Here is a 13,202-nt window from a genome sequence, read left to right on the forward strand (position 1 = left end):
AAATATGCTATTTTAATCATAAAAATTTTGTTGGAAAAGGGGGAGGAATGTTAGGGTTTGGAGTGTTATAAAAACGATATTTTGTAATACATAGAAAAAATCTAGGGTGAAAGGATTGAATTTTCAATTAAATAGAGGTGAGAGAAGTGGAACTAGTTATTATTTTATTAGCACTTAGTTTACTTATGTTTGTTGCCTATAGGGGATTTTCAGTTATTTTATTTGCACCAATTTTTGCTCTATTTGCAGTATTCTTAACGGAACCTAGTTTTGTACTACCTTTCTTTTCGAATATTTTTATGGAGAAAATGGTAGGATTTATTAAATTATATTTTCCAGTTTTCTTACTTGGTGCGATTTTTGGTAAAGTAGTAGAAATGTCTGGAATTGCAGATTCCATTGCTAAGACAATTATTGAGATAGTGGGTGAAAAACGGACCATTTTGGCTATCGTTTTAATGGGGGCTGTTTTAACTTATAGCGGTGTCAGTGTTTATGTTGTTGTATTTGCAGTATATCCATTTGCTGCAAAACTGTTTCGTCAAGCGAATATTCCGAAGCACTTAATACCTGGAACAATCGTTCTTGGAGCTGTCACATTTACAATGGATGCACTCCCAGGATCACCGCAAATTCAAAATGTAATCCCGACAACATTTTTTAAAACAGATATTTATGCAGCGCCAATACTTGGTATTATTGGGGCTATTTTTGTCTTAACGTTAGGATTGATCTATTTAGAGAGTAGACGTAAGAAGGCGAAAGCAGCTGGAGAAGGCTATTTTGGTTTTGAAGATGGGGGTTCTGAAATGGCTGCATCACTAGTGTTAGAGCAAAAGAATCATACTGCTCTTCAAAGTATTGAAATTTCGAGATTACAGCAAGTCGTAGCATTTATACCACTTATTTTGGTAGGGGTTATGAATAAGGTTTTTACAATCACAATACCGAAGTGGTATCCAAATGGTTTTGATTTTTCTTCAATTGGAATGAAAGCGTTTGGTAAGGTAGAGCTAAGTGCAGTACTTGGTATTTGGTCGGTAGAATTAGCACTTATCATTGGAATTATAACAACGCTATTATTATATTGGAAGCGTGTGGTGACAGGGTTCCAAGCAGGACTGAATACAAGTATTGGAGGAGCGTTGCTGGCAACAATGAATACAGGAGCGGAATTTGGTTTTGGTGGTGTGATTGCAGCGCTTCCAGGGTTTGCGATTATGCGAGATAGCATTTCTGCAACGTTTACGAATCCACTCGTGAATGGAGCGGTAACAACAAATATTCTTGCTGGTATTACAGGTTCGGCTTCAGGAGGCATGGGAATTGTTTTAAGTGCTATGGGTGATAAATTTATTGCAGCGGCAGAACAATATCATATTCCGCTTGAAGTTATGCATCGTATTGTCTCTATGGCATCCGGAGGAATGGATACACTGCCACATAATGGGGCAATTATTACAATCCTTACTGTTACAGGATTGACACATAAACAATCGTATCGTGATATATTTGCTGTGACAATATTGAAAACGATTGCTGTATTTTTAGTAATTGCTGTTTATACATTTACAGGAATTTACTAATAAAATTATTAGTCTGGGAGGAAATAATAAAGCGAAGTAGAATATTAAATTTGATAATTTATGTAGTAGAAGGTTCACATTATAAAATATTTAGTAGGGAAAGAAGGGGTGGGTTACTTGCAAGAAATCGCAGAATTTCGTATGCCAAAGAACGTTTTATATGGGAGAAATTCACTAGATAAATTAGGAGAACAAGCAATTAAGCTAGGAAAAAGAGCTTTCATTATCAGTGATTCTATTATGAAAAAGCTTGGATATATTGATGCGTGCGTGAAACTACTAAAAGCAAAAAAAATAGATGTTATTACCTATGAAAATGTAAATGCCGAACCAACAAATATTCATGTTTCGGAAGCGTTAACGATATGTGCAGAGTCAAAATGTGATTTGGTTATTGGACTTGGTGGAGGAAGTTGTATTGATGCAGCAAAGGCTGTAGCAGTTCTGTTTACAAACGGGGGAGAGATTGAAGATTATGTTCAAAATCAAGTAGAAATAGAAAAGCAAGCCTTACCTCTTATTGCAATTCCAACAACATCTGGTACAGGCTCAGAAGTTACAAGTGTTGCTGTGATTACAAATACAAAAACAGATGTCAAAATGATGATTAAGCACACAAATTTCACACCACAAATAGCGATTATCGATCCTTTATTGACACGTTCTGTTCCGCAGAATATTACTGCAGCAACAGGTATTGATGCACTATGTCATGCAATTGAAGCATATCTTTCTAGATTTTCACAGCCGCTTACAGATGTATTAGCACTTGCGGCAATTGGAACGATTATGAAACATTTGCGGATTGCTTATGAAAATGGGACAAATATAGAAGCACGAGAAGCAATGATGATTGCTTCCTTACAAGCTGGCATTGCCTTTTCAAATGCGTCGGTCACTTTAGTTCATGGAATGTCACGTCCAATCGGAGCACTATTTCATGTACCCCATGGGATATCAAATGCGATGTTATTACCAGCAGTTTTAGATTTCACAAAGGTTTGTTGCGTCAAGCGACTTGCAGATATCGGACGGTACATCAATCCAAATTTACATTTACTTCCTGACGAAGAGGTTGCTAATCATGCGATTTTTGAAATAAAGAAACTTTGTTTGGATCTACGTATCCCGAATCTTAAAGAGTATGGAATTGATCAGGTTGAATTTGAAAATGCTCTTTCAAAAATGGCGAAAGATGCACTAGCTAGTGGAAGTCCGAGTAACAATCCACGCATTCCTTCTTATCATGAGGTGAAAAAATTATATCGTATATGTTTTGACTATCAATATGAAACTTCTGTGATTGTGTATTGAAAATTCTGAATATTTTTGAAATATTTCCTCGGAAATGAAAAGGGGTGCAGGAGATGGAATTAGTAATTATATTATTGGCTCTTTGCATGCTGATGTTTGTTGCCTATCGTGGTTTTTCAGTTATATTGTTTGCTCCAATTTGTGCACTATTTGCGGTTTTATTAACAGAACCAAGTCACGTATTACCTTTTTTCTCTAATATCTTTATGGAAAAAATGGTTGGATTTATTAAATTATATTTTCCTGTATTCTTACTCGGAGCCATTTTCGGTAAGGTAGTAGAAATGTCAGGTATTGCGGAGTCTATTGCAAAAACTATTATTCAGCTAGTAGGTGTGAAACGATCCATGCTAGCAATAGTTCTAATGGGGGCTATATTAACTTATAGTGGTGTTAGTTTATTTGTAGTTGCTTTTGCGGTATATCCATTTGCAGCTAATTTATTTCGAGAGGCTAATATTCCAAAACGATTAATACCGGGAACAATTGCTCTTGGAGCGATTACGTTTACAATGGATGCGCTTCCAGGGACACCGCAAATTCAAAACGTTATTCCAACCACGTTTTTTAAAACAGACATTTATGCAGCACCATTTCTTGGAATTATTGGGGCAATCTTTGTATTTCTTGTTGGTATGTTGTATTTAGAAAGAAGACGAAAAAAGGCCAAAGAAAGTGGCGAAGGATATTATGGGTTTGGAGATGAAAATCCTGAAATGGCTGCTACAACAGAAACAGAACAAAATATAAAGCCAGCTATTCCTGTTTCTGAAATTACACCGCTTCGTCAAGTACTTGCTTTTGTACCACTTATTTTAGTAGGGGTAATGAATAAAGTGTTTACAGTATTGATTCCAACCTGGTATCCAAAGGGGTTTGATTTTTCATCGATTGGATTAAAGGCGTTTGGTAAAGTGGAGCTTACCGGTGTGCTAGGCGTATGGTCTGTGGAACTGGCTCTTTTAATCGGAATTATTACAACGATAATTTTAAATTGGAAACGCTTAGTTACAGGGTTTCAAGCTGGCTTAAATGCAAGTATTAGTGGTGCATTGCTTGCTGCTATGAATACGGGAGCTGAATATGGATTTGGAGGAGTTATAGCAGCATTACCTGGTTTTGGTGTCATTCGAGATAGTATTTCTACAACGTTCACCAATCCACTTGTAAATGGCGCAGTGACTACAAACGTTCTTGCCGGGATTACTGGATCAGCATCAGGAGGCATGGGAATCGCTTTAAGTGCGATGTCAGAGAAATATATTGCGGCAGCTGAACAATATAATATTCCATTTGAGGTCATGCATAGAGTTATTTCAATGGCATCAGGAGGCATGGATACATTACCGCATAATGGTGCCGTTATCACATTGTTGGCAGTAACTGGATTAACACATAAACAATCATATCGTGATATTTTTGCAATTACAATTATTAAAACATTGGCTGTTTTTGTGGTGATTAGTGTTTATAGCTTAACGGGAATTGTATAATATTTGTGATATTGGATAAAACACGACTTTAAAGTTTAAGTAAAAGTCGTGTTTTATTGTGTGGAAAATATATAATAATAATAGAAGAATAATCTGTTATTCCAAACAAGGAGGAGAGATAATTATGAAAGTGATGGGTCTTATTGGTGGAATGAGCTGGGAGTCTTCAGCAGAATATTATCGTATTATCAATGAAGAAGTAAAGAACAGGTTAGGAGGATTACATTCAGCAAAATGTCTTTTATATAGCGTTGATTTTGAAGAGATTGAACAATATCAATCTGAGGGTGATTGGGAACAAGCAGGAAGCGTATTGGGAGAAGCTGCATATTCTCTTGAGAAAGCTGGTGCAGACTTCATTGTTATTTGTACGAATACAATGCATAAGGTGATTGGTAATATTAAAGGGAAAGTGAGTATCCCTATTTTACATATTGCAGATGCAACAGCTATGGAAATAAAAAAACAAGGAATTCGATCAGTTGGTTTACTTGGAACGAAATATACGATGGAACAAGATTTTTACAAATCACGTATAGAAGAAAAGGGTATGAAAGTAATAATACCAAATCAAACAGAAAGGGAAATAGTAAATAGAATCATATATAACGAGTTATGTTTAGGAAAGATTAATCAAACATCAAGAGATTCCTATAAAAAAATAATACATAGTTTAGTACAAAATGGAGCAGAAGGAATTATATTAGGGTGTACGGAAATAGGGTTATTAGTAAAACAGGAGGATACTCAAGTTCCTTTATTTGATACAACTTTTATACATGCTGTTGAAGCTGTGAATATTTCCTTAGGTAGCTATTTGGATGCAGTACAAGAGAATAAAATACAATAACATAATTTTATTATGTAAACTGATGTGATTGTATAGATGGAAAACATTCAGAAAATATTTTATAATGAAAGTGGTTACAAAAAGGGGGAGTATGGATGTTTTCACTTCAGCCAATTGCTTTTGTACATAATGAAAGAAAAATGATAATGGATGATGAATGGGGAGATGTACAATCTCTTATTACGTTAACTGATGCATATGCAGAAGAGAGTATACAAGGAATTGAAAGTTTTTCGCATATTGAAGTAATCTTTTATTTTCATAAAGTGAAAGATGAACAGATTCAATATTCGGCTAGACATCCACGAAATAATAAGGAATATCCGAAAGTAGGTATTTTTGCACAGCGAGGGAAAAATCGTCCAAATCGATTAGGAGCGACAATTGCAAAAGTTGTAAGGCGAGAAGGAAAATCAATTGTAGTTGAAGGATTAGATGCAATTGATGGCACACCTATATTGGATATAAAACCCGTTATGAGAGAGTTTGTACCGAATGATGGAATTACACAACCCGAATGGGCAACGAACATTATGAAAGAGTATTGGAAAGGGAGCGGAACAAAATGAAAATATATGAAGCAAAAATTACAGATTTAGATGGATTAGCGGTTGTATTTAATAATTATCGCATGTTCTATAGACAGGAATCGAATGTAGAAGAAGCAAAAATGTTTTTGCGTAATCGCATAGAAAGAGAAGAATCTATTATTTTTGTAGCAGTAGAGGATGGCCAATACCTTGGATTTACCCAATTGTACCCTTCTTTTTCATCGGTTTCGATGAAAGAGTTATGGATATTAAATGACCTTTTTGTACAAGAAAGTAAACGCGGAGCTGGAATTGGAAAGAAATTATTAGAAGCAGCTAGAATCTTCGCATTAGAGAATGGCGCCAAAGGATTAAAACTGCAAACAGAAATAGATAACAAATCAGCCCAGCGATTATATGCTGAAAATGGTTATTTGAGGGATAATCGCTATTTTCATTATGAACTAACATTCTAAAGTTAATATGGATGCAGGTGAAAACACAAACAGAACGCTATCATTCAACATATGTTGCTATTGTACAAGCTAACTCGTCTGTTCTTATAACTTATATATGATAGGGTGAAGTTGTTTTGCCACAGAATCCATACCTAAATCCACACCTTGTGATAAGCCAGTGCAATTAATTGATTTCTACATGAGCCCAGGAAATCTATATTTATTTTTTGCTGAAATGGTTGAAGTATTAGGAGTTTATTTATGTGAATCATTTGGTTTTATCCCAGTTATTGTACCAATTTCTATGAATACAACGTACAATATTATTTGTGATTGTTAGTATATTTGTATATAAAAAATAAAAAGCTTAACATATTACGCTTGATTAATGTGTTAAGCTTTTTATGTGGTACTAATTGTTGAGAAGAAGGTTATTCTTTAAAATTGTATTATATGTTGCAGCAGAATCCAGTTGACAGCATCTTGAAAGTTTTCTGCAATATAATCTGGTTCCATATCAGCCCATTTATCGCGATATGTGTGCAAAGCATCATATCCAGCTCCGGTTTGAACTAAGATCGTTGTTGCATTCACATTTATACCAGCAACGATATCAGTCCAGCGATCACCGATGACAATACATTTTGTTAAATCTAGCACATGTTTTTCTGCTGCTTGCAAGAGCATACCTGTACTTGGTTTTCGGCATTCACATCCATCTCCATGTCTGTGAGGACAAAGGTACACATCATCAAAACCGAATGATTCCAATTCTTGAATAAAATCTTCTATAGTTGCTTTCCCATCAGCAATACCAGGTTGATTTGTAAAGGAAAATAGTTTTATATTCTGTGCTTTTAATGCACGTAAAGCGTCATGTGTAAAGGGAAATAAGGTAAATTCACCAGGATAATGTACGGTAGTATCTCCTCCAATGGTTCCATCACGATCGATAAATATTGCTTGAATGTTTGTCATAATAATAATTCCTTTCAACTAGTAGATTAAAAGTATTTTACAAATCGATAACCATTTACTTCGTAGCCTAATTTTTTATAGAACGGATGAGCTTCTTTTCTTTGTGTACCACTTACAAGCCATGTTCCAATACAGTTATGTTTTTTTGCTAGTTGTTCTGCATAATCCATTAAAATTTGGCCAATTCCTTTTCGGCGTGCTGACAGATCAACACTAATAATGGATATCTCCCCATATCGTGTTACATCTTCTAAGTTTTCTCGTATGCGAAATCCGAGGAATCCGAATATCACATTATCTTCTTCGTAAACATATAGGAAATCAAACGGACTCATTTCAACAAATTGTAAGCGGTTTTGCATGTCGACATGAGAAATATTAGAGCCTTTTAATTCTTTCGTGAGTGAACAAAGTGCTTCTATATCATTCACAGTCGCTTTTCGAATGTGAGATTCCATTCTCTCAACTCCATCTATAAATGTAAATTAACAACTCCAAATGTTAAATATTCTGTTAAAAATCGTTTTTTCCTGCTAATAATACGAATATGAATATTTAATATATTAGATATATAGAATGATATTTTAAGGGGAAATATGTTATAATTCCCCTGGAGTTTATTGTAAGTGGGAAGAGGGGAAGTAATTTGTTACAGGTCAATATTCAATCGGCGGGTTATGAAGCAGGAGAAAAAACAATCCATGACATAGCATTTTCAATTGGAAAAGGTGAATTAGTCGCTCTTATTGGTGCAAATGGCGCTGGAAAAAGTACGACGATTAAATCAATGCTTGGCTTGCTTGTGCATATGGATGGCGAAATTTTATTTGGTGAAAAAGAGAATCCGTATGCCTATGTACCGGAACATCCAACATATTATGATTACTTAACGCTATGGGAGCACATTGAATTGTTAATGGCTGCACGTGGGTGTGAAGCAGGGAGCTGGGAGGAGCGGGCACAGGAGTTTTTACATACATTTCGAATGGAGAAGCATAAACACGAATATTTATCGAAGTTTTCAAAAGGTATGAAACAAAAATCGATGTTGATTTTAGCGTTTTTAACGGAACCAGACTTTTATATTATCGATGAGCCGTTTATTGGATTAGATCCGGTAGCAACACGAGAATTTTTAAATTTCTTATATAAAGAGAAAGAGCGAGGCGCAGGAATTTTACTTTGTACGCACGTATTGGATACAGCCGAAAGAATATGTGAACGATTTTTACTTATTTCACAAGGTACTTTAGTAGCAAATGGGAATTTAGAAACGATTCAATCGTTAGCAGAAATGCCGGAAAGGTCATTATTAGATTGTTTTGATGCAATCGTAAGGCGGGAACAACATGATGAAACAACAATTTTATAAAAGGTTACGTTATGAATGGCAGAGGAAATGGAAATCGATTCGATCTGTTACGGATTGGACGGTAGCTCTCTATATTATAATTCCAGCGGTTATATTTAGTGGAATCTATTACCGTTCATTATGGACACGAGAATTAACAGTTGAAGAACCTGCTTATTTTTTAATAGGTTTGTTTGTGTTTTTCTTTGCTACATATTCAAGAGGGATGCGTTCGTTTTTTGAACAAGCAGATAGCCTGTTTTTAATTCAACATCCAGTTCATATGCAAAAGTTAATAAAGTGTGGAATGATATATACATGTATTCGAATAAGTATAATGAATAGTATTGTAACGCTCATTATGTTACCTATATTGGTTAAGAGTATGGGGGCTTCTCTTTTACAAGTTGTATTATTTTGGCTGTCCTTTACCGTTTTTCGGTGCATGTTATCACTATTGGTAAGATGTATAGATGTGCGTGGTGGAAAGCGCTGGGTATTATGGATTGTAAAGATTATCGTATTTTTTATGAGTTTTATTTGCTTGGGAAGTGGTGTGTTTTTAGGTTTTAAACATCCAGTATATGCAGTGTTATTTATCATTGCATTGATTGGAATTAGTTTGATATTGATAAAACAAAAAATGAACTATCAACGTTTCTTTTTTAAGGAAGTTGAAAAAGAAAAGGAAGAGAGTATGCGCTGGACGAGGGAAATTATGCACTTTAGTGGTCAAACTACGAAGCCAAGTAATAATTCAAGACCATGGTTGTTTCCACGCTCGAAGCATATACTGGGAAAAAAATCGGATTCGCGTATTATTGAATCATTTATAAAGGAATATTTTCGATCAGGTACTTCTTTAAGTTTTTATATTAAAATTATCTTGATGAGTGCAACATCTATAAAAGTAACACCATGGTGGATTGCGCTTATTATTATCGTATTTTCCTGTGTTGCAATTGCACGTTATTCTGGTGATCAATGGAATGAGTTTGCAAAGAAAATGTTTCTCCAATTGTATTGTGAGCAAGGGAAGTTATTATGGTTAAAAGGAAGGGCAACGATGTGTTTGTTTATTCCAGCTGTTTTGATTTATGGAACAGTTATACTCGCACAGTTTTATTTATTACCAGCTATCATCATTGGTATTTTCTTATTAATCGTAATAGGCTGGATTGTATTTTTGCCATAGAAAAAGAGCCAGGATGGCTCTTTTTTAATCTGTAATAGACTGGTAAATAAAATATAAGAGAACAAAAATGCTTACGACGGAGTACATGACATCTAGAGTCATAAAAAATCCTCCTCACTATAGTTGTATTTATATTGTATGAAATCTTACTATTCCATATTCAAATGAAAAAAATATGAAAATTAATAAATTTGTAAAGTGCAAAAATTAGCATCATTTTGTATAATGGAAGAAACAACCGTTATAGAAATATAAGTAGTGAAAGAGGAGGGAATAAAAAATGCCAAATTGGTTTAGAAAAACGTTAGTCGCATTAATTACTGTGTTTACATTTGGCTTAGTGACGCCTCCTTCTATTTTGCTTGATAATGCAAAAGCGGACAAGCCTACAAGGCAACAAAATTTGGAGCAGACGTCCTATACATATGAACAAGATCGTGAGAGGTTAACCGCAGATACCTTTATCACATATGCAATGCAAGAGGCTGAAAAACAATCTATGCAAAAGTTTGGTTCTAAAATCGGTCCTGTCATTGAAGATGAGTTTAAAGATATTATTTTACCTAAAATAGAAGAGGCAATTGCAGAGCTTGCTACAGATTTACCAGAAGAGTCATTACAATCATTAGCAATTTCACAAAAACCAGCAGGTGGTAATAATGAAAAGATTTTTCATGTATATGACACAAAAACAGGAAACGACTTACTGCGTTTTCATGTAAGACGTGATCATCCACCGCAAAATGGATATTATTTTAATTTCCATTACCACCGCTTTGATGATGGTTATACAGCGCACCATGAGCTAGGAGATATTTATTGGAATACGAATATGCCGCCGAAATGGCTGTCTTAGTGAAAAAGAACAAGGGCGATGCCCTTGTTCTTTTTTGTTTTTATAGATGTGAAGGTGAAGTAGGCCTTAACAGCGAATAGAATGATGTTTAGATTTGTTTGAAAAAGAGGATAAAGGAGTATTCATTATGTTGAAATATATTGTATTTGACTTTGATGGTACATTAGTAGATTCACAAGACATATTTGTGCCTATTTATAATCAACTTGCTGAAAAACATGGGTATAAAACAGTAAGTGAAGAAGAAATTGAGCCTTTGAGAAAGTTATCTATTCCGGAAAGATGCAAACAGCTGCATGTACCACTGTATAAATTACCTGTATTAGCGCTAGAATTTTATAAGCTATATCAGCCAGCTATTAAAGATTTAGTTTTATTTCATGGAATGAAGGAAGTATTAGATGAATTAGATAGGAAGGGGTATAAAATAGCAGTAATATCTTCTAATTCAGAAGAGCATATTAGAACGTTTTTACATAATAATCAAATAGAAAATATTCAAGAAGTTTTTTGTTCGAAAAATCTGTTTGGTAAAGATAAAATCATCAAGAAATTTTTAAAAACAAAAAAAATAACAGAAAAAGATATGTTATATGTTGGAGATGAACAACGAGATATTGTTGCATGTAAAAAAGTTGGAGTAAATGTGATATGGGTTGGATGGGGATATGATGTGATAGAAACGGTCAAGGAAGATTCTCCAGATTATATGGTAAATACACCGAATGAAATTTTACATGTCGTTGAGTCAATGTATTAAAATGATAGAAAGAAAAGGGGATGCAGCAGTTTGAACCAGGTATTTATTATATTGAATTTTGGGTAACCAATATACAGTGGATTTTTATGATTCGAACGGTTTTGTCGTAGAAGTTTCTTATACGCCTAATGCTGAAATGTGGGCTCGGTCAGAACAATAAAAATAGAGGGAAGTATAGTACTCCCTCTATTTTGTATATCGGTATTTTTATTTTATTTTTGTAAATGCTAGAGGTTGTGTACTTAACATAACTGGTACGTGTAATTGAATCGTTTGGAATTCCCCATTTGTGTTCATCTCATAAGCAAGCAACACATTCATTTCTGTTTGGAATAAGTCTAATGTTGCACAAAACATATCGTAGTGATAATGCTGTAATTGGACTTTCATTTCTGTAAATTGTAAATATAACTCTTCATTTTGCTTATATACTTCTAGTGTTCCATAAGCTGGATGTTCAAATGTTCCAGTATAGTCTCCTAATGTATGAGAAGGCACTGTTCCTTTTACTTGCTCTGGAAGTGATTGGTTTACTTCTTTCATCATTTCCTTCAATTTAGCGGTGTCTTCTATAGCGCGCTTATGCCAATCAATTGTTTCTAATCCAAGGAGTTCATCATAAATTTGATTTGCAAGATAACTAGGAAGTAATGTATTTCCAGAGTTGGTTAATATAACAAGACCTATATTTTCTTTTGGAATGAATGAAACAAGTGCTGTAAAACCATCGATATTTCCGCCGTGATGGATCACTTTATAACCTCGATAAGCACTAATAAACCAGCCAAGACCATAACTATTTAATGGAGATTCAGGTGTAGATAAAATAGGTTGATCAGGAATTGTATTGTGCGGTGTATACATTTGTTGTAGTAGTTCAGAAGATAGTAATTCATGCTCTCCAATTTTTCCTTGATTTAGATGGAACAGCACCCAATTTGCCATATCTTCAATTGTAGAATTGATGCATCCAGCAGCTCCTACAGTGTCAATATTACGGAATGGTACTTCTTGTATTTCCCCATCTTTCTCAACGTAAGGAAAAGCATAGTCATTCGTATCTTGTGAGTCTATGACAGAGAAGTTTGTTTGTTCCATTTGAAGTGGTTCTAATATATGTTCTTTGGCGTATTGTTCCCATGTTCGATCTGTAATGTTTTCTACCATATAGCTAATTGTTGCATACATTAAATTGTTATATAAGAAAGCGGTACGGAATGGAGCATCGAGTGATAAATGCTTTATTTTTTCAACGAGTTCTTTTCGCTTTAAGGAAGAGTTGTACCAAAGAGCATCATGACGACTTACGCCAGAGCGGTGGGAAGCTAAATCTCGAGCTGTAATTTGGGAGCTTGCAAATACATCGGATAAAGAGAATGTAGGAATATAAGCTTGGACAGGAGCATCCCAATCAAATTTTTTCTGCCCTGCTAATAAGCTTAAAGAAAGCGTACCAAACGCTTTTGTCGCAGATCCAATTGCAAAATGTGTTTGAGGAGTAACCGGATCTTTCTGTTCTAAATTTCGATAGCCAAATCCTTCTGAAACAATGACCTCACCATCTTTTATTACTGCTACAGCAGCCCCAGGGACGTGTAAATCTTTCATCATTTTTTCAATTGTTGTTTGTAATGTACAAACAACAGGGGTTTTTGTTTTACTCATGCTTCTAACCTCCAAATATTATTTTATACTTCCGCACTATATTTTCTTTGATAAGAAGTTAAATCCCTCTGAAAAGATGAAAAGTTAAGAATTTTGTAAGATTCATTAAAATTGAGATTCCAAATTAAAATTCAGTTAATACTTATTATATTGAAATGTTTTTTTA

Annotated in this window: 14 protein-coding genes; 11 read left to right on the forward strand and 3 right to left on the reverse strand. The window is 34.6% G+C overall.

Annotated features, from left to right (window positions below; all coding sequences use genetic code 11):
- Positions 1-146 precede the first annotated feature (146 nt).
- From BLV40_RS08845 to BLV40_RS28855, 7 genes are all read left to right on the forward strand, one after another.
- Positions 147-1,586, forward strand: coding sequence for a GntP family permease (locus BLV40_RS08845; protein WP_090689095.1), 1,440 nt, complete (start codon positions 147-149; stop codon positions 1,584-1,586).
- Between the two features lie 108 nt (positions 1,587-1,694).
- The gene (locus BLV40_RS08850; protein WP_090689099.1) at positions 1,695-2,900 is read left to right on the forward strand and encodes an iron-containing alcohol dehydrogenase; all 1,206 of its coding nucleotides are present in this window, start codon (positions 1,695-1,697) and stop codon (positions 2,898-2,900) included.
- A gap of 53 nt (positions 2,901-2,953) precedes the next feature.
- The gene (locus tag BLV40_RS08855) at positions 2,954-4,393 is read left to right on the forward strand and encodes a GntP family permease (protein WP_090689101.1); all 1,440 of its coding nucleotides are present in this window, start codon (positions 2,954-2,956) and stop codon (positions 4,391-4,393) included.
- 124 nt (positions 4,394-4,517) lie between these two features.
- Positions 4,518-5,243, forward strand: a complete 726-nt coding sequence (locus tag BLV40_RS08860) for an aspartate/glutamate racemase family protein (RefSeq protein ID WP_090689104.1) — start codon at positions 4,518-4,520, stop codon at positions 5,241-5,243.
- A gap of 95 nt (positions 5,244-5,338) precedes the next feature.
- The gene (locus tag BLV40_RS08865; protein ID WP_026594281.1) at positions 5,339-5,812 is read left to right on the forward strand and encodes an SAM-dependent methyltransferase; all 474 of its coding nucleotides are present in this window, start codon (positions 5,339-5,341) and stop codon (positions 5,810-5,812) included.
- Complete coding sequence (locus BLV40_RS08870) at positions 5,809-6,249, forward strand: GNAT family N-acetyltransferase (protein WP_026594282.1); 441 nt, start codon at positions 5,809-5,811, stop codon at positions 6,247-6,249. The genes BLV40_RS08865 and BLV40_RS08870 overlap by 4 nt, the downstream gene beginning before the upstream one ends.
- 160 nt (positions 6,250-6,409) lie before the next feature.
- A complete protein-coding gene (locus tag BLV40_RS28855; protein ID WP_176527677.1) occupies positions 6,410-6,571 on the forward strand; it encodes a hypothetical protein in 162 nt (53 codons plus the stop codon).
- A gap of 98 nt (positions 6,572-6,669) precedes the next feature.
- On the opposite strand, the gene BLV40_RS08875 is transcribed toward BLV40_RS28855, so the two are convergent.
- Together BLV40_RS08875 and BLV40_RS08880 are read right to left on the reverse strand one after the other, a co-directional pair.
- Positions 6,670-7,209 (reverse strand): HAD-IIIA family hydrolase, encoded by a 540-nt coding sequence (locus BLV40_RS08875; RefSeq protein ID WP_090689106.1) that lies wholly within the window; start codon positions 7,207-7,209, stop codon positions 6,670-6,672.
- Between the two features lie 26 nt (positions 7,210-7,235).
- Entirely contained in the window at positions 7,236-7,667 is a 432-nt protein-coding gene (locus tag BLV40_RS08880) for a GNAT family N-acetyltransferase (RefSeq protein WP_026594284.1), read from the reverse strand.
- A gap of 188 nt (positions 7,668-7,855) precedes the next feature.
- On the opposite strand from BLV40_RS08880, the gene BLV40_RS08885 reads away from it, so the two are divergent.
- From BLV40_RS08885 to BLV40_RS08900, 4 genes are all read left to right on the forward strand, one after another.
- Positions 7,856-8,581, forward strand: a complete 726-nt coding sequence (locus BLV40_RS08885) for an ABC transporter ATP-binding protein (RefSeq protein ID WP_090689110.1) — start codon at positions 7,856-7,858, stop codon at positions 8,579-8,581.
- Positions 8,559-9,755, forward strand: coding sequence for an ABC transporter permease (locus tag BLV40_RS08890; protein WP_090689112.1), 1,197 nt, complete (start codon positions 8,559-8,561; stop codon positions 9,753-9,755). Before BLV40_RS08885 ends, BLV40_RS08890 begins: the two co-directional genes overlap by 23 nt.
- Positions 9,756-10,035: 280 nt before the next feature.
- Entirely contained in the window at positions 10,036-10,611 is a 576-nt protein-coding gene (locus tag BLV40_RS08895) for a YpjP family protein (RefSeq protein WP_026594287.1), read from the forward strand.
- Between the two features lie 127 nt (positions 10,612-10,738).
- Positions 10,739-11,371, forward strand: coding sequence for an HAD family hydrolase (locus tag BLV40_RS08900; RefSeq protein ID WP_026594288.1), 633 nt, complete (start codon positions 10,739-10,741; stop codon positions 11,369-11,371).
- A 207-nt stretch (positions 11,372-11,578) separates the two neighbouring features.
- Here the strand turns inward: BLV40_RS08900 and BLV40_RS08905 are convergent, their stop codons facing one another.
- Positions 11,579-13,036 (reverse strand): serine hydrolase, encoded by a 1,458-nt coding sequence (locus BLV40_RS08905; RefSeq protein WP_090689114.1) that lies wholly within the window; start codon positions 13,034-13,036, stop codon positions 11,579-11,581.
- Positions 13,037-13,202: the final 166 nt, after the last annotated feature.

The organism is Bacillus sp. 166amftsu, assembly GCF_900107445.1.
GTDB classification, from domain to species: domain Bacteria; phylum Bacillota; class Bacilli; order Bacillales; family Bacillaceae_G; genus Bacillus_A; species Bacillus_A arachidis.

Bases quoted from the DNA above. Each gene is read 5' to 3' on its own strand.
- BLV40_RS08865 (WP_026594281.1), top strand. From the start codon at position 5,339: ATGTTTTCACTTCAGCCAATTGCTTTTGTACATAATGAAAGAAAAATG.
- BLV40_RS08855 (WP_090689101.1), top strand. From the start codon at position 2,954: ATGGAATTAGTAATTATATTATTGGCTCTTTGCATGCTGATGTTTGTT.
- BLV40_RS08905 (WP_090689114.1), bottom strand. From the start codon at position 13,036: ATGAGTAAAACAAAAACCCCTGTTGTTTGTACATTACAAACAACAATT.
- BLV40_RS08875 (WP_090689106.1), bottom strand. From the start codon at position 7,209: ATGACAAACATTCAAGCAATATTTATCGATCGTGATGGAACCATTGGA.
- BLV40_RS08870 (WP_026594282.1), top strand. From the start codon at position 5,809: ATGAAAATATATGAAGCAAAAATTACAGATTTAGATGGATTAGCGGTT.
- BLV40_RS08860 (WP_090689104.1), top strand. From the start codon at position 4,518: ATGAAAGTGATGGGTCTTATTGGTGGAATGAGCTGGGAGTCTTCAGCA.
- BLV40_RS08880 (WP_026594284.1), bottom strand. From the start codon at position 7,667: ATGGAATCTCACATTCGAAAAGCGACTGTGAATGATATAGAAGCACTT.
- BLV40_RS08890 (WP_090689112.1), top strand. From the start codon at position 8,559: ATGATGAAACAACAATTTTATAAAAGGTTACGTTATGAATGGCAGAGG.
- BLV40_RS08900 (WP_026594288.1), top strand. From the start codon at position 10,739: ATGTTGAAATATATTGTATTTGACTTTGATGGTACATTAGTAGATTCA.
- BLV40_RS08895 (WP_026594287.1), top strand. From the start codon at position 10,036: ATGCCAAATTGGTTTAGAAAAACGTTAGTCGCATTAATTACTGTGTTT.